16 protein-coding genes and 1 pseudogene are annotated in these 16,862 nt (G+C 59.5%); 7 read left to right on the top strand and 10 right to left on the bottom strand.

The genetic code is table 11. From position 1 onward, the window contains the following. Positions 1–10: 10 nt before the first annotated feature. A complete protein-coding gene (locus AX724_RS08130; RefSeq protein WP_066765218.1) occupies positions 11–412 on the bottom strand; it encodes an SRPBCC family protein in 402 nt (133 codons plus the stop codon). Positions 413–592: 180 nt separating this feature from the next. On the opposite strand from AX724_RS08130, the gene AX724_RS08135 reads away from it, so the two are divergent. Then, positions 593–1,519 (top strand): LysR family transcriptional regulator, encoded by a 927-nt coding sequence (locus tag AX724_RS08135; RefSeq protein WP_066765220.1) that lies wholly within the window; start codon positions 593–595, stop codon positions 1,517–1,519. Between the two features lie 45 nt (positions 1,520–1,564). On the opposite strand, the gene AX724_RS08140 is transcribed toward AX724_RS08135, so the two are convergent. Next, on the bottom strand, positions 1,565–2,458 hold the full coding sequence (locus AX724_RS08140) for a LysR family transcriptional regulator (protein ID WP_082733445.1): 894 nt from the start codon (positions 2,456–2,458) through the stop codon (positions 1,565–1,567). Positions 2,459–2,571: 113 nt separating this feature from the next. Here AX724_RS08140 and AX724_RS08145 point away from each other — a divergent pair, with 113 nt between their 5' ends. The 5 genes and pseudogenes from AX724_RS08145 (at position 2,572) to AX724_RS08170 (ending at position 6,524) form a co-directional block, all read left to right on the top strand. Next, a complete protein-coding gene (locus AX724_RS08145) occupies positions 2,572–3,345 on the top strand; it encodes a DODA-type extradiol aromatic ring-opening family dioxygenase (RefSeq protein ID WP_066765223.1) in 774 nt (257 codons plus the stop codon). 22 nt (positions 3,346–3,367) lie between these two features. Beyond that, positions 3,368–3,955, top strand: coding sequence for an FMN-dependent NADH-azoreductase (locus tag AX724_RS08150; RefSeq protein ID WP_066765225.1), 588 nt, complete (start codon positions 3,368–3,370; stop codon positions 3,953–3,955). A gap of 29 nt (positions 3,956–3,984) precedes the next feature. Further along, a complete protein-coding gene (locus tag AX724_RS08155) occupies positions 3,985–4,602 on the top strand; it encodes a YceI family protein (protein WP_066765227.1) in 618 nt (205 codons plus the stop codon). A 110-nt stretch (positions 4,603–4,712) separates the two neighbouring features. Further along, a pseudogene (locus tag AX724_RS08160) lies at positions 4,713–5,408 on the top strand (dienelactone hydrolase family protein). A 420-nt stretch (positions 5,409–5,828) separates the two neighbouring features. Then, a complete protein-coding gene (locus AX724_RS08170) occupies positions 5,829–6,524 on the top strand; it encodes an alpha/beta fold hydrolase (protein WP_066765231.1) in 696 nt (231 codons plus the stop codon). Positions 6,525–6,954: 430 nt separating this feature from the next. On the opposite strand, the gene AX724_RS08175 is transcribed toward AX724_RS08170, so the two are convergent. Both AX724_RS08175 and AX724_RS08180 read right to left on the bottom strand, forming a co-directional pair. Continuing rightward, the gene (locus AX724_RS08175; protein WP_066765236.1) at positions 6,955–7,668 is read right to left on the bottom strand and encodes an alpha/beta fold hydrolase; all 714 of its coding nucleotides are present in this window, start codon (positions 7,666–7,668) and stop codon (positions 6,955–6,957) included. A gap of 88 nt (positions 7,669–7,756) precedes the next feature. After that, positions 7,757–8,641, bottom strand: a complete 885-nt coding sequence (locus AX724_RS08180; RefSeq protein WP_066765237.1) for a transporter — start codon at positions 8,639–8,641, stop codon at positions 7,757–7,759. A gap of 403 nt (positions 8,642–9,044) precedes the next feature. Between AX724_RS08180 and AX724_RS08185 the strand changes: the two genes are divergently transcribed. After that, positions 9,045–10,661, top strand: a complete 1,617-nt coding sequence (locus AX724_RS08185; RefSeq protein ID WP_066765238.1) for a GMC family oxidoreductase — start codon at positions 9,045–9,047, stop codon at positions 10,659–10,661. Between the two features lie 102 nt (positions 10,662–10,763). On the opposite strand, the gene AX724_RS08190 is transcribed toward AX724_RS08185, so the two are convergent. The 6 genes from AX724_RS08190 to pcaD all read right to left on the bottom strand — a co-directional run bounded on the left by AX724_RS08190 (position 10,764) and on the right by pcaD (position 16,787). Further along, complete coding sequence (locus AX724_RS08190; RefSeq protein ID WP_066765240.1) at positions 10,764–11,723, bottom strand: alpha/beta hydrolase; 960 nt, start codon at positions 11,721–11,723, stop codon at positions 10,764–10,766. 102 nt (positions 11,724–11,825) lie between these two features. Continuing rightward, complete coding sequence (pcaF, locus tag AX724_RS08195; RefSeq protein ID WP_066765242.1) at positions 11,826–13,034, bottom strand: 3-oxoadipyl-CoA thiolase; 1,209 nt, start codon at positions 13,032–13,034, stop codon at positions 11,826–11,828. A gap of 12 nt (positions 13,035–13,046) precedes the next feature. Next, positions 13,047–13,700, bottom strand: coding sequence for a 3-oxoacid CoA-transferase subunit B (locus tag AX724_RS08200; protein WP_066765243.1), 654 nt, complete (start codon positions 13,698–13,700; stop codon positions 13,047–13,049). Between the two features lie 14 nt (positions 13,701–13,714). Continuing rightward, entirely contained in the window at positions 13,715–14,404 is a 690-nt protein-coding gene (locus AX724_RS08205; protein WP_066765245.1) for a 3-oxoacid CoA-transferase subunit A, read from the bottom strand. Positions 14,405–14,478: 74 nt separating this feature from the next. Further along, positions 14,479–15,942 carry a benzaldehyde dehydrogenase gene (locus AX724_RS08210; protein ID WP_066765247.1) on the bottom strand — a complete coding sequence of 488 codons (1,464 nt, stop codon included), beginning with the start codon at positions 15,940–15,942 and terminating at the stop codon, positions 14,479–14,481. Further along, entirely contained in the window at positions 15,939–16,787 is an 849-nt protein-coding gene (pcaD, locus tag AX724_RS08215) for a 3-oxoadipate enol-lactonase (RefSeq protein ID WP_082733446.1), read from the bottom strand. Before pcaD ends, AX724_RS08210 begins: the two co-directional genes overlap by 4 nt. Between the last annotated feature and the right edge of the window lie 75 nt (positions 16,788–16,862).

A 16,862-nucleotide genomic window follows, 5' to 3' on the forward strand; every position in this document is an offset into this window, starting at 1 on the left:
TTTCTTTCGTTCAGGTTTTTTCGACGTAGGACTTGAGGTTGGTGAGCGCCTCGCCCCAGTAGGTGTTGCATAGCGCCAGATGGGGATGATCCTCCGCCCAGCCTTCGTCGTTCAGCTCGACGAGCGTGCGGCCATCGGGCAGGTCGGACAGCGTGATCGTCAGTCGCTTGCCGTCCTGGGCGCCCGGGCCCTCGACGCAGGTCTGGACGACACTCTGATCGACTTCGAGATCGTCGGTGCGCCAACCAAAGCGCAGGCCGGGGCGGCGCTCCAGATAGAAGATGTCACCCTTTGAGATCGCGCCGGTGATGGCGCCCAGGTGCCAGCCCGCCATCGCATCGATATCGGTCAGGGCGTGATAAATGCGCGCTCGGGGCGCGGCGATCTTGATCGCGTGTTGCAGTGTAACCACGGAAGAACTCCTCCTCTTTTTGGCAAAGCGGGCGCCGCCTTGGGGGCGCAGCGAGCATGCTGCTTTTAGGTCGCGCGCGTGGGGGGCATCGACAGACTACGGGGAATAAAGTGAGGAATATCGATGTTCAATTATGGATAAATTCGATATCGATAAGGAAATCGTTATCGAGTTGGTCCCATGGATATCAGTGCGCTTCGTTTCTTTCTTGTCGCTGCCGATAAGCAGCATTTTGGCCAGGCGGCCGAGGAACTCGGCATTGCCCAACCCGCGCTGAGCCAGCGTATCAAGGCGCTGGAAACTCGGCTTGGCGTACGGCTGTTCGAGCGGAGCAACCGCGCGGTCCACCTGACTGACGCTGGCAAGGTTTTTGCGCATGAGGCCCGACGCCTGGTCAACGAAGCGGATCGCGCTGTCCGGATGACTCGCGCCGCAGACAAGGGTACGGCCGGCGAACTTCTTATCGGCTACGGAGGCTCGGTGATTTTCGAGCCGGCGGTCTGCGCTCTTCTGCAGTCCTTCAAGGAAACCTATCCGGACGTATCGCTCCTGATGCGCGAATGCAGCGTACAGGAGCAGCTCGACGGACTGAGTGCCGCCCGCCTCGACATTGCCCTCCTGTGGGGACCGATAGGCTTCGGCCATCCGGACCTCGAGGCGCATAGTTTCCGGCGCGCGGGCATGTCGGTGGTGCTGCGGCGCGATCACCCATTGGCCGCGCATGATACCCTCACGCTCGAGAACCTGCGGTCCGAAGCGTTCATCAGTCTCATGGACCCACCCGGTGTCGGAATCGGCCATGTCGTCGACCGCTTGCTGGAGGCCGCCGATCTGTCGCCGCGGATCATCATGCGTGTGAGCAGCCTCATGAGCATTTTCGGGCTGGCGGGATCAGGATTGGGGATCGGGATCGTGCCGGACCTGCCGATCGAGATCATTTCGCCGGCTTTCGTCCAGCGCCCGCTTGTGGACGCTGCGGATTGCAACGAGATCCTGATCGTCACCGCGAAGCGGAGGACATCAAACCTTGCATCCAACTTCATCGACGCAGCCGCGAGCATAAGCCGCGCAGAACAGGACGTCCGGGATCATTCGAAGGGATCCTGAAACCTTCTCCCGCTCGAAGCGGGGCGGGCATGTGTTGGTATCAAGCTATCCGGTGGCCGTTCCGGCAAGAGCCTGCCGCATTTCCGCGAACGCGGCGTCAAGCGCATCGATCACCGCACGTATGCGGGGCATATGGCGCAGATCGGTGTGGACGCCGAGCCAGACTTCGCGGGAAGGGGCCGGACCCGCATTGGTCAAACATGTGAGTCCAGGCATGCGATCAGCTATGATGCAGGGGAGGCAACCCAGGCCCAGGCCTGCCCGGACGGCGCCAGCCTGGGCGCCTCGATCATTGCTGCGAAAGGCAATACGTGCGCCGGGAACCTTTTCGATGAGCCAACGTGGTTCGGGCATATGATCCTGATCGTCAAGCACAGTGACGATGGCGTGAGACCCATGTTCCGTCATGGGGGATCCGTTCCTTCTGAGATAGGCTTGCGATGCATAGAGCATGCTTCCCGCCACTGCCATGCGCCTGCTGACGAGCTCATTGCCCTCAAATCGCGCCATACGGATCGCAATATCCGCCTCCCGGCGCGAGAGGTTGAGCGAGCGCGGGTCACTCAGCACATCGATGGTGATCCCGGGATATCGTTCGTGCAGCTTGCTCACGGCGACCGGAAGCAGAATTTCTGCCATATTTTCGACAGTCGTGATGCGCACCGTTCCTGAAAGAGCGACGTCGCGGCCTTGTACCACACGCTCGATAGCAATGGCTTCGGCCTCCATTCTTTCAGCATTGCCCAGAACAGCCTCGCCGACGGCGGTTAATTCATAGCCGCGGGACGTACGTTGCAGCAGCCGAGCGCCTGCGCGAGATTCAAGCGCTGCAAGGCGCCGGCTCATCGTCGATTGACGTACGCCAAGCGCCCTTGCTGCACCCGAAAGGCTACGGGAGCGGGCAATGGCAAGAAAGCTGTGCAGGTCATCCCAATCCATCTGGCTATCCGATTTCGCATGGATACTATGTCGATTTAACGAATATCCATGCAAATGTCGTCCAACTATCTCGTCATCCGACCTGACGGTGATCCGTCAGTCCGGAGATCAAGATGCAACCGACCCTTTTCCTTTCGCATGGCTCACCGATGATGGCGCTTCAGGACATTCCTGCGCGCCGCTTTCTCGCCGGTTTGCCCGGTGACTTGATGCGCCCGGATGCGATTCTCGTCGTGTCGGCGCATTGGGAGACTGCGGTGCCGAGCCTCACAGCCTCGGCAGCACCTCCGACAATACATGACTTCATGGGCTTTCCGGCAGCTCTTCATGCCATGAGTTACCCCGCGCCCGGGGCGCCTGATCTCGCGGTACGAATTGCGGAAATGCTGGGTAACGCGGGATTGCGCACGGCGCTCGACCAGCGGCGCGGATTGGATCATGGTGCATGGATACCGCTGGTGCTGATGTATCCAGACCATGACATCCCCGTTGTGCAGCTTTCGGTCCAACGCGGACTTGGTCCCGGCCATCACCTTCAGCTCGGGCGCGCCCTGGCCTCACTGAGGCAGGAGAATATTCTTGTCCTCGCGTCGGGTAATTTTACCCATAACTTGCGCGCGCTCCAGCGTACCAATGCCGATGCGGCTCCTGAGTGGGTCGACCGCTTTGCTGAATGGATGGACCAGGCGATTACGGCGGGACGGACCTGCGACCTCGTATCCTATCGCCAGCTCGCACCCTTTGCGGTCGAAAACCATCCGACCGACGAACATATCCTGCCACTTTTCGTAGCGATGGGAGCAGCCGGCGAGAATACCGTCCCGACCCGCATACACAGTTCCACCGATCTCTCGGTGCTGCGCATGGATGCCTACCGTTTCGATTGAAACCGCCAGAAAGGAAACGCCAATGCCCAACATTCTTGCCATCCGCAGTGCAGCCACTGCAGATGCCTCCGTCAGCAACAAGCTGATCGATGCCTATCTTGCCGCCCACCCGGGCAATATTGTTGTCGAGCGTGATCTCGACGCGAACCCGGTCCCCCACGTGACGTCGGCCAGCCTCGCCGGCATCGGTCGACAGGCGCCTGAGGGGGAAGAGTTCGCCGAGGCGCGCGCCCTCCAGGACCAGCTCATCGCAGAGCTTTTTTCCGCAGACATCGTTCTGATCGGTCTGCCGCTTTACAATTTCGGTATGCCTTCGACTCTGAAGGCGTGGTTCGACTATGTTGCTCGGGCAGGCACCACTTTCCAGTATAGCGAAGCTGGCCCTGAAGGACTGGTGAAGGGGAAAAAGGTCATCGTCGCCCATGCTCGCGCAGGCAAATATGACGATGCCGCCGGCTTCCCCTTTGCCATCGCGCATACCGAGGCGCTGCTCAGCTTTCTTGGCATGACCGACGTGGAGGTCGTCATCGCGGAGGGCCTCGCCTTCGGCCCCGAAGCCGCAGAGGCGGCCATCACTGCCGCCACGGCGCAGATCGCCGAACTCGCCTGAACCTCGTTTTGACCTCAAGGAGCCACATCATGCGCCCCACTTTCGCTATCCTTCTTTCCGCTGCGCTGCTTGCTTCCGCCCCTGCTGCGGTCGTCGCCCAGCAGGCCGCCAAGCAGTCGCCCGATGCCGTCGAGGCCGGAACCTACAAGGTGGAGACCCACCACACGCTCGCCGGATTCACGGTCAACCATTTCGGCTTCAGCAATTTCTTCGGCGTGATCCCCGGCGCCACCGGCAGGATGACGCTCAACCCCAAGGCGCTCGCCGCGACGAAGATCGACATCTCGCTGCCGGTGGCCCAGATCTCGACCACCAATGCGGTGCTCGATGGCGAGTTGAAGAGCGCAGAATGGTTCGACGCCGAGCAGTTCCCGGACATCCGTTTCGTCTCGACGAAGGTGGAGCGTACCGGTCCTGCCACCGCGCGGATCTCGGGCAATGTCACCATCCACGGCGTGACCCGGCCGCTGGTGCTTGATGCTCGCTTCCACGGCGCCGGCGTCAACCCGATGGACAAAGCCTATACGGTGGGCTTCGATGCCACCGGCGTGCTCAAGCGCTCTGAGTTCGGCGTCAGCAAATATGTCCCCGCCGTCAGCGACGAGGTCAAGCTGACGATCAGCGCGGCATTTGAAAAGACCAAATAAAGCGCGGATCGCGCCGGCCGTTAAGGCTGGCGCGATCTTCCGATGGGCAGTGGCTTCGACTGAATCTGCAACCGCGCACTCGTATTTAAGACCTGCTCAGGAACTATCCCATGACCAACATTGAAATCCCCACCTTGGAAGGCGAGGGGATGATCCCCGCTTATGTCGTTCGCCCCGAAGGTACGCCGCGCGGAGCAATCGTCGTCCAGCAGGAAATATTCGGTGTAGATGCCGGTATTCGCCAAAAAGCCGACAAATGGGCTGCTTAGGGTTATCTTGCAGTAGCGCCAGATACATTCTGGCGTCAGAAGCCTGGTATAGAGCTGAGCCCCTATGTTGAAGAGGAAGCGCAGCAGGCCATGGAACTTATGTCCGCTCACGACTTCGATCTTGGTACTCGCGATCTCGAGGCAGTCATCCAATGGATACGTCGTGAGGCAGGTGTGCCCAAAGTTGCTCTAGTCGGCTTTTGTATGGGAGGTAGCATCGCCTATATGACTGCAGCGCGTACCGATATCGATGCTTCGGTTGGCTACTATGGCGTGATGATCGACCAAATGCTCGGTGAGAGGGAAGCGATCACTCACCCGCTTATGCTGCATATCCCAACGGCAGACCATTTCGTGGATGCAACTGCGCAGAGAGCGATCCACGAGGGCCTCGACGATCATCCGCATGTTACGCTGTGGGACTATGAAGGTCTCGACCACGGTTTTGCGGCAGAAATCGGTGCGCGTCGTAACGAACTCGGTGCGCAACTGGCCGATAAGCGGACAGCTGATTTTATCGCCCGCTATATCGGCTGAGACATACCGATAACTGTTCGCCCATGCTTCGTTTTCGTGCGAGCTGAGGCAAGGGCGAACGTCTTATTATTGGCAAGCGCTGCGGCTACGGAGTCGGCCTGACTAAAGATTTCCCGCTGTCAGCCAGATGAGACCAGCTATCATTGCCGTTCCCGACATAATTGCCGCCACGAGGAGTGTTACCGCTAGCGCATACCGGAAAGATATCATCCAGCCCCCCCCGGTTCCTGTCTTCTACACCGATCCGAAATCGGTCGGCGACATCGTCGATCATTGCGTTGCGCGTGCGCTGGATTGCTTCGGGATCGATGTGTCCGACCTGAAGCGCGGGGGAAGGTGCTGGGATCTCTTCCTGAATGAGGCGTTGGCAATCCTGTGGCAAAACGGCAGGACAGGGGATTAGACACATAGGATTCTTGAATGGACGTTTTGCTTATTCCCGGTTTCATGCTGGATGCCGATCTTTGGACGGATGTCAGGCCGGGCCTGGAAGCGTTCGGTCGAACCATCGACGTCGACACGACACAGGATACGTCCATCGAAGCCATCGCCCGACGCGCTTTGGTCGGCCGGGATGGGCCGATGATCGTGATCGGCTTCTCGATGGGCGGCTATGTCGCGCGGGAGATCGTCTATCAAGCGCCTGATCGCGTGAAAGGCCTTGCCCTGATCGCTACGTCTGCGCGGGCTGACGATCTCGCTCTGTCCGGTTCGCGCCGAAGCGCGGCAATGGCCACAAGTTCATTCCGGCGCTTGAGTCGCGGGGCGGTTGCCAAGTCACTGTCGCCCGAACACAGGACCGAGGCCATGATCGAGCGCGTCCAGCTGATGAGCGAACGTTTGGGCGGCGACGTGCTGGAACGGCAATCGCAGATCCGGCGTTCAGGAGACATTGCTCGCCTTCACACGATTTCGTGCCCAACTTTGGTCATTGCCGCCGGCGATGATGAATTGCGCACCATCGATGAGAGCGTTGCCCTGAAAGATGGTATAGCGGGCGCGCGGTTCACGATTGTCGAGCATTCGGGTCATCTTATCCCGCTTGAGCAGCCCGCCGCGTTGCTCAAGGCTCTGGCGATGCTGAAGCCAGGCAAAATCCAGGACAATGTCCGTTAGAGCTGATCCTGTTTCGGCGGGGTTCAAGAAACGCACTACGTTATCCGCGGCTGTTTTTCAGTTGATCTCGTGAGAGTGCTGGTGCGCTAGCAGACCACACGCTTGCCGCACTGCGGGGGCAAGCGATCGGGCCGGGGCATGCTCGGCTAGGCGGTTGGAGCAATAATGATGTTATTCGACATAACGATGGCGGAAGCTGAAGGTTACGCTCCAAAAAACGCTGAAGTTGTGAATTATGCCTGCGGCTGCCTATTCAACGCTGTCCTATACTGGTCGTACATCGCACTAGCTCTTTAGCCTTTCAGTAGGCGGCGAAGGCGTTACGGTTCTCGCGGGCCATGGCGGCGGCATTGACGATGGCGTGACCCGCTTCGGAATTTACTCAGCCATGGTTGTCAAATTGCTCCATTGAAGTCACGCCGGTTTAACTTCATGCGGATCTTAGCCATCCGCTCAATAGGTCAGTCGTCTCCTCAGGTTTTTCGAGCGCTGGAAGATGGCCGCAGTCCTTAAAGACATGCATCTGCGCGCCTGATATGTTCGATTGTATCTCAGCTGCTTGACTCGGCGGAGTAATGAGATCTTCAGCGCCAACAGCCACGAGCGTTGGGACGTCGATATGCTTCAGTGTTGGCCTACTATCGAGCCTTGACAGGATTGCCCGCTGCTGACGCACAAAGGCGGCTCCCCCAACCCGCTCCGCCATCGCTTTCACTTTTAACGCGACGGGACTATCTATGTTTTCCGGATGCAGAAGCAAAGGGAGTAGCTTACTGGTTACTCCGCGAAACTTTCCCATCTCGAGAGACTTTATCGCATTATGTCGGGCTTGAGAACGCTCCGAAGTGTCAGGCGCCGCGCTTGTGTCGAGTAGGGCAAGGCGTATCACACGGTCGGGCGCCTGCCGTAAAATCTCGAACGCGACATAGCCGCCCATCGACAGTGCCACCAGAGCGAAGCGCGGTGGCGCTGAAGTCAGCGCGCGGGCAGCCATATCGGTGATACTATCATCGAGTGTCAAATCAGCGATTGATGGCGCGACAATGTCCGAGAGCCCATCTATTTGCGAACGCCATAAATCTGCGTCGCATAGAAGTCCCGGCAAGAATAGGACAGGAATCATAAGAATTTCCGTTTGGATCATGATGGCTGGTGCATTAAATCTGCTGCTCGATAACGACTTCCACGCGAGCGTTCGTGGGTCTTCGTCCTCCGCGATTTCCCATTTCCGGCTAGAAGATTTTGGCGATACGGATCTGAGCTCGTACCGCTTCGCGAAATCCACCTTCCACGTGAACCATGCGTCCGGCGCTTCCTTCGAGTTGGAGACCTGGCGCAACGATTGTTTGAAGAGCGACCCGCACCTGTTGGTTCTCGGTCTTGGTGCCGTTATAGAGCCGGTCGACATATTGGCGGCCTCCCCAATAACCGGCATAACCGAGTGATGCAGACGTCTTAGGTGACAAGGTGTATCGTGCCCAGAGTTGTAGGGAATCCGTCCGGTTCTGCGTCAATGTCTGCCGATCAGTTCCGTAGTCGCTATTGTGACCATACCAGGTCATATCGCCATATGCTTCGATTGCGACGTTTCGCGCGAGTCCCTGAACGACACCGATTTGCATATCGTAAGTGAACCGGTTGCCGCCGATATTTGCAGCTCTGTCATGGCTGTAGCGCCCGGTGGGCATCGATACGATCGGCGAGAATCCAATATACGTTCCGTGTGCCGGGTCGTCATGATGGACGAACCAGATCGTGGCGAACGGCATTACGTCACCGATGCCCGTTGTTCCCTTCAGGCGCTGGCCGGCTGCGTGTCCGTCATAGATGGTGCCGAAAGGGACAATGATCTGCGGATCGACGATGAAGGGCCCGATTTTCATGAAATGAACAAACCGCGCGATACCGATCACAGACTGAAGGTCGGTGCCCCCTTTGACCATGCCCTCGCCGGGAATCTGGAGAGCATCACGATCGGTATAGGTGCCATAGAGCAGCGCCATGTTCGTGCCTGGCTTCAACGCGACATAGTCTCCGGGATCGACGTCCGTTGCCAGTGCAGGGGTGCTTGCCATGGCCCCGATCCAGAAAAACAGTCCGCCCCAAAGCCGCCGCATGCTCGTCCTCCTGAATGATTTAGAGGCTATGATAGGCACTTCAGAGAGCGTTCAGCCAAAACCAAGTTGGTCTGGGGATCATACCTTTCCGGCATTTTGTTTCTTTGATTGACTGCATCATTTAGGCGCTTCGGCGCGAATCTACCGACATAATACCTCCATGATATGGCAGCTGGACTGATATGGTATTTCAATTCGAAAGGCAGGCTTTCTATGCCGTGAGGCGCGCAGCGACATGGCATCACTGACATGCGATGGCTTGCGGGAGATGAAGCCAGGAAGGTCGCTTATCCCGAACCCGGAATATGTCGCCGTCCGCTTTCCCGCCGTCCACCGATAGATCGCCTGCCGCGCCGCTCAAAGCACGGGGTTCGACCGTGGCCAGAATGAGGATCTAAGATATATGGCTCAGGAAACCTACGATATCGTCATCGTCGGAGGAGGCGCTGCGGGGTGCGTCATTGCAGATTATCTCGCCCGCAAGACCGAAGCGACCATTGCGGTGATCGAAGCGGGCGCCATGGACCGGGATCCGATGATCCATATCCCCGCCGGCTATTCCAATATATTGGCGCATGATCGTCATGTCTGGACATATGACACAGTGCCGATTCACGGCTCTGTCCGTCGTTACCGAATGGGGAAGGTCGTTGGAGGAGGCTCATCCGTCAATGCAATGTGCTATGTCCGCGGTCAGAGGCAGGACTTCGATGCCTGGCAGAAAGCTGTCGGCGAGACAGGCGACTGGTCATGGGAGACAATGACCAGGACGTTTATCGAGCAGGAAAAGAATGACACTTTCCACAATGCCCATCACGGCATTGATGGTCATCTGTCGGTTGAGCTTCCACGCGGAATCAACGAACTGAATCGCCGTTGCATGAAGGCGTTTCAGGAATATGGCCTGCGATATAATCCTGACTATAACGGTGATAGTCAGGTGGGTGTGGCTCCAGTACAAAGCAACACCGAAAATGGCAAGCGATGCAGCGCTGCTGTGGCGCACCTCCATCGGCATATCAAAAATGGGCGGGTGACGCTGCTCACGGGCCTGGTCGTGACGAAAGTTCTCCTGGAGGGTGCCCGTGCAGTGGGTGTCCGGACATTGAACAACGGTGTTGAACAGGACATCACAGCCGATCTTGTCATTGTCTCGGCCGGAGCGGTCCAGTCACCTAAAATTTTGATGCATTCCGGTATCGGCCAGAAACAGCAATTGCAGAAGTTCGATATTCCTGTGCATGTCGACCTGCCGGGGGTCGGCGAAAACCTCCATGACCACCCGATCATTCCAGTCACGGCCTATGTGAAGGGAAAAATGGGCTATCAGAATTCCGCCCATGGTTTTGGTTCGCTGGTGGCTGGTGCCCGTTATCTTCTGACCAACGATGGACCGGCGTCCGGCAATGGTATCGAATCCGTTTCCTATTGGGATCCGGAGAATCTGGAAAATGAGGAACCGACGGTCCAGTGCTATCACGAGCCGGTGATCGCGCTCGATGGTCTCAACGCGACAGGCTCAAGGTCAGGGGTCACATTCGCCACCGTTGTGCTGCAACCCAAAAGCCGCGGCTGGGTCCGGCTGGCGGATTCCGACCCCACCTCAATGCCGCTCATCAACCCCAACTTCATCGGTCATGACTACGATCTGAAAGTCGGTATCGAGGCGGTAAAGGCGGTGCGCGAGGTTATGGCGCAGCAATCGCTTGCCGAAATTCTGGAGGAGGAGGTGCTTCCGGGTGTGGACAAGCAGTCTGACGAGCAGATCGGTGATTTCGTCAAAAGCGTAGCCACGACCATGTGGCACCCGGTCGGCACATGCCGGATGGGAACAGACGAAGGCGCTGTGGTCGATGCGAAATTGAAGGTGAAGGGGGTCGAGCGGCTTCACGTCATTGACGCGTCGATCATGCCGACCATCACGAGCGGCAATACCAATGCGCCTACGCAGGCGCTGGCTCTCCATGCGTCGAAGATGCTTGTCGCGACCTACTTCGTTGATCAGGCAGGTCGAGCGTAGCATCGGCAGAAGCTGCCCTGGGTAATTTGCTGGAATGGCCCACAAATCATCCAGGGCAGCGATCTCGGAAAGCGAGACGCCGATCCTTGCTGTCAATTTCCTTCAGGCCGTAAAACGTCCGCGTAGAAATTCACCGGTTTGCTCGAGTGCCAGCCGTGCTGCCGGCAATACACCGGCCATTTCCACGAATCCATGTACCATGCCGGGAAGCTCGATATGTTCGACGTACACCCCCGCCTTCTTCAGTGCTTCGGCGTAGAAACGTCCGTCGTCACGCAAGACATCACATTCCCCAGTAAAAATGAGGGCAGGGGGCAAATCCTTTAGATTCGTCCCGCAAAGCGGCGAAACACGCGGGTCATTGACGAGTTCGCCTGCAAAGGGATCCGCCATGGCATGCATCGCTGCGAGGGTGAGCGGTGGTACATTCGCATTTTCACTGCGAGACGGAAATTGCGAGCTTGCCGGCGAGAGGTCTGTGCAGGGATAGAAAAGCACCTGTGCCACCAGAGGCACGACGCCGTGCAATTGCTGGGTGACTACGGCTGATAGGCTTCCTCCGGCACTGTCGCCGGCAACGGCGAGCCTGCCGGGATCCAGTCCAAGCTCGCCGGCGTGGTCATGAATCCACTGCGTCGCTGCTACTGCGTCGTCCGGCCCCGCCGGGGCAGGATGTTCCGGCGCCAGTCGATATTCCACAGAGACAACCGGGTATCCGCTTTCCTGGGCGAGTCGTCGGCAAACCTTGTCATGGGTTTCGATACTGCCGATGCACCAACCCCCGCCGTGGAAATAGATGGTTGCAGGGGAAGCGTCAGCCGGCTCTTTCGGCAGATACAGTCTTAGCGGAATGTCACCAGCCGATCCTTTGGCGGTGAGATCGAGCGTTCTGGCCACCGGCATGGGATCGCCTCCAAGCAGGGCGCCGATCAGCTTATAAGCCTCCCGCATCTCGCCAAAGGGCAAGGATTCCAAAGGCGGCATGCCGCTCTTTGCCGACGCTTCGAGCACAGCACTCACGTCAGGTGCCAAACGCGTCGGATCAAATTCAGTGTTACCCATTGAACTAACTCCACCAGTACCCGTATCTTGCAAAACCCACCGCTGATCGGCAGGCGCAAGACTGCGGATCCTCCATCATGCTGCATTCATGCCGCTCTGACTTCATACGCGTTCGACAGCGAGCGCGAGGCCCATGCCGACGCCAATACATAGGGTGGCAAGACCTCGCTTGCCGCCGCTGCGTTCGAGTTGGTGAACGAGCGTCATGGCCAGCCTGGCACCGCTCATGCCGAGCGGATGGCCGAGCGCGATCGCGCCGCCGTTCATGTTGACCTGCTGTGCGTCATCCGGGAGACCAAGCTGCCGCAACACCGCGAGACTTTGGCTGGCAAATGCCTCGTTGAGCTCAATCGCGTCGAAATCCTCGATTCGCAGGCGAAGCCGCTCCAACAGCTTTCTCGTCGCGGGGACAGGGCCAATGCCCATGACGCGGGGCTCAACGCCGGCAGCGGCCATACCGAGGATGCGGGCGCGAGGCACAAGATCGTGGATCAGGGCAGTAGCCTCATTCGCGATGATCATCGCGGCGGCGCCGTCGTTGATGCCCGACGCATTGCCCGCCGTCACCGTGCCATCACTGCCGAACAGCGGCTTGAGCTTGCGCAGCGTTTCGATTGTAGTGTCGGGCCGCGGATGTTCGTCGAGCGTCACTTCAATCGTTTCGCCTTTTCGCCCACCTGGTACGGCGACCGGGATGATCTCTTCGGCATGGAATCCGTTGGCTTGCGCGGCTGCTGTGCGTTGCTGGCTGCGCAGAGCAAATTCGTCCTGATCCGCACGGGAGATATTGTAATCCGCCGCGACATTCTCGCCCGTACGCGGCATCGTCTCCGAGCCGTAAAGCGCATCGAGAGCCGGGTTGACGAAGCGCCAGCCCATGGTCGTGTCCTCGATCTTCTGACTGCGGCCGAAAGCGCTGTCCGCCTTGCCCATCACGAAGGGCGCGCGTGTCATGCCTTCGACGCCGCCGGCAACGGCAAGATCCATTTCGCCGGTCCGGATCGCGCGAGCTGCGGCACCCACCGCTTCGAGACCGGAAGCGCACAGACGATTAAGGGTAACACCCGGAACGACAGGGGGCAGGCCAGCCAGCAACAGGCTCATCCGTGCGACATTGCGGTTGTCCTCACCCGCCTGGTTGGCGCAGCCATAAAAAACTTCTTCGATCGCAGTCGGATCGAGGCCCGGATTGCGGGCGAGCAGGGCCCGGATCGGCAGGGCGCCGAGATCGTCTGCACGCACCCTAGCGAGCACGCCGCCATAGCGGCCGATCGGAGTTCTGACGGCATCGCAGATGAAAGCTTCGCTCATGACCGATGCTCCTTATGCCGCGACGTCGAATGGAGCGGTCAGCTTCAGTCCGGTCAGTTGGCGAACGTCCTCTAAGGAAACGCCGTCCGTCAATTCGAGAACCGAAGCACCCTTCGATCCCACGGCGAATACGCCAAGATCGGTATAGACGCGCGAGACACAGCCGAGACCGGTGAGCGGATAGGTGCAGGTTTCGACCAGCTTGCTCTGGCCTCGTCTGGTGAGCAGCTCCATCATGACGAACGTCTGCTTGGCGCCGATCGCGAGGTCCATCGCGCCGCCCACCGCTGGGATCGCGCCCGGTTCGCCGGTGTGCCAGTTGGCGAGGTCGCCCCTGACCGAGACCTGGAAGGCGCCGAGCACGCAGATATCGAGATGGCCGCCGCGCATCATCGCGAAACTGTCGGCATGGTGGAAGAAGCAACCACCGGTGAGCAGGGTCACAGGCTGTTTTCCCGCATTGATCAGTTCGGGATCTTCCGATCCTTTCGCGGGGGAGGGGCCCATGCCGAGCAGGCCATTCTCGCTTTGGAGAATGATCTCACGGTCCGCTGGAAGGTAATCGGCGACCTTGGTGGGCAGGCCGATCCCGAGGTTGACATAGGCGCCTTCGGGTATGTCCCTGGCGACACGGGCGGCCATTTGGTCGCGGTTGAGGCGGTTCATGGACATGTCCTCGCTCAGGCAACGGCCTGCAATGGAATGGAGGGACTGATCGCGACGACACGCTGGACGAAAATGCCGGGCGTCACGATGACTTCAGGGTCGAGATCGCCAAGCGGAACGATCGCGGAGACCTGGACGACCGTCGTTTTGGCCGCCATCGCCATGATCGGGCCGAAATTGCGTGCTGTCTTGCGATAGACGAGATTGCCCCAGCGATCACCCTGATGCGCCTTGATCAGCGCGAAGTCAGCATGGATCGGATATTCGAGCACATAGTCGCGACCATCGATGGTGCGAGTTTCCTTGCCCTCGGCCAGCAGCGTTCCGTATCCGGTCGGGGTGAAAATGCCGCCCAGGCCTGAGCCGGCCGCCTGAATACGGGCGGCGAGATTGCCTTGCGGCACGAGTTCCAGCTCGATCTTGCCGGCACGATAGGCTGCATCGAAATGCTGCGAGTCCGATTGGCGGGGAAATGAGCAGATGATCTTTTTCACCCGCCCTTCGCGGATGAGTGCGGCGACTCCCTGCTCGCCATTGCCGGCATTGTTGTTGACGATGGTCAGCTCCCGGGCGCCATGATCGATGAGTGCGTCGATGAGTTCATCCGGCATTCCGGCCGTACCGAAGCCACCGATCATGACGGTCGCGCCGTCCTCAATGTCCGATATGGCCGCCGCAGCCGTCTCCACGCTTTTGTCGATCATGGGCACCTCTTTTCAGTTCTGTTCATCGGCTCCCGACCAGGCCTGAGTTGATCGGGAACATCACAACCATCATGTCAAAACGGGTAGGCGGGCGGCGTGCCCTTGATCGTCATCCACTGCCATTCCGTGAAGAGATCCCAATTGGCAGGACCACCGATCGAGGTGCCGTTGCCGGAGGCGCCAACGCCGCCGAAGGGGTTGACCACATCGTCATTCACCGTCTGGTCATTGATATGGAGCAGGCCGCAGTTAAGCCGTTCGCCAAGCGCGATCGCGCGGGCGACATCCTTCGACACCACTGCCGCCGAAAGCCCATATTCAGTGTTGTTGGCGAGCTGGACCGCCTCATCATCGGTTTCGAAAGGCACAAGCACCGCCACAGGACCGAAAACCTCCTCGCTATAGGCGGACATGGCGGGCGTAACGTCACGCAGTACGGTCGGGGCGAGAAACAGCCCTTCGGTCGTACCGCCCGCGAGCAAGGTAGCCCCTTGCGCGACCGACTGCTCGATCACCGACTTCGCATGATCGAGTTGCTGCTGATTGATAAGCGGGCCGAGCGCCACAGTGCCACTCATCGGATCGCCTACGGGAAGCGCTTTGGCCTTCTCTGCGAGCCTTGCCGAGAATTCCTCGATGATCGACTTGTGTACCAGGACGCGCCCTGCCGACATGCAGATCTGACCCTGATGGAGATAGACACCCCATGCGGCATTCTTGAGCGCCAGTTCCATGTCGGCGTCGTCGAGGATGATGAGCGAGTTCTTGCCACCAAGCTCCAGCGAGACCTTCTTGAGATGCTTGCTCGCATTCTGTCCGACCATGCGGCCCGCGTTGGTTGATCCGGTGAACTGGATCATCGCGATATTGTCATCGCTGCACAGGGCTTCGCCAGCATCGCCACGACCGGCCAGGACATGGAGAACACCGGCTGGAAGACCTGCCAGTTCGAAGAGGCGCGCGATCACGAAGCCGCCGCAGATTGTGGTGCGGGGATCGGGTTTCAGCACCACCGCGTTCCCCACGGCAAGCGCAGGGGCGACTGCCCGCATCGCCAGATAGAGTGGGAAGTTGAACGGCGCGATGATGCCGACCACGCCAAGTGGACGGCGCTTGGCCAGGCTGGTACGCCCGGTCTCGCTGGGCAGGACGAGACCTTGCGCCTCATAGGGCATGGCACCGGCAATCTGGATCGCCTTCAATGAAAGCGTCAACTCGAACTCAGCCTTGGCCCGGACCGAACCGCTTTCGCGCATGATCCATTCGACGATTTCGTCCCAATGTTCATGCCCGGCGGCGACGGCTTTCGGGAAGACCGCGGCGCGTTCGTCCGGCTTCGCTGCCGCCCAGCCTTGCTGGGCCTTGCGTGCGGCCGCTGCAGCGACCGCGATGCCGGCGGCATCGGTCATGCCCACTTTGCCGATGACCTTTCCGGTTGCCGGCTCCGACACCTCCGAGACCGACGCAATGGCGGTCCATCCTCCATCGAACACCCGGCCGCTCAAATGTTCGTCGGTCAGGAATTTTGTCGTCGTCATGATGCTTCTCCGGTAATCGACGTGGCTCGCGGCGGACGGGTGCCCGTCGTGTCCGGCGCGCCGCCCTTCGGCGCGTCGAGGAAAGAGGTGATGGCGCGTGCGAGTGCCTCGGGCGCTTCGAGTGGGGCAAGATGGGCAGCATCGAGGTGAACAACCTGTGCGCCATCGATAGCCTCGACGATATGTTCGCCATGGCCAGTAAAGGGGGTCGACGTGTCGAGATCGCCCGCCACGACCAAGGTCGGGACATGGATCGATTCGAGCTGCCAATAAATATCCATGTCGCGGATCGCTGCTGCACAGCCGGCATAGCCTTCGGGCGCCATCAACCTCAGGCCTTCCGCAATCCTGGCGCTTGCGTCGGGGTCGGTTTCGCGGAAACCGGGCGACAGAAAGCGTCCCAAGGCGAGATCGAGAATGGCGGCTGTGCCTTCTTCTCGCACAATGTTCACGCGAGCGGCCCAGGCGCCCTGGTCCATCGTCGCCGAGGTGCAGATCGGAATAAGGGCACTGACCCGATCGGCATGGGCGAGGGCAAGCTCCATCGCGATCATCCCGCCCAGCGAAACTCCGGCGATGGCAGCCTGGCCTATGCCGGCATCGTCGAGAACCGCGATCACATCATCTGCCAGGCTGTCCAGGCTGTAGTCGCCGGACGGGGCGTCAGAACGGCCATGGCCGCGCGTGTCCATCCGCAGGACATGAAATCCCGCAAGACGAGGCACCACGCGATCCCACAGGTGCAGATCCGTACCGATTGAATTGAGGAGCAACAGGGGACGTCCGGCGCGGTCGCCATCGCTTTCCCAATGAAGCCTGATACCGTCTCTCACCGTCGTCGGCATCGTTTAACCCTCCTGCCCAATAGCGCGGCACATGCCGGACGTCAGCGGCGGCAGCCCGGATCTGGTGGCAGATGC

It is taken from the genome of Sphingobium sp. CCH11-B1 (assembly GCF_001556865.1).
Classification (GTDB): Bacteria; Pseudomonadota; Alphaproteobacteria; order Sphingomonadales; family Sphingomonadaceae; genus Sphingobium.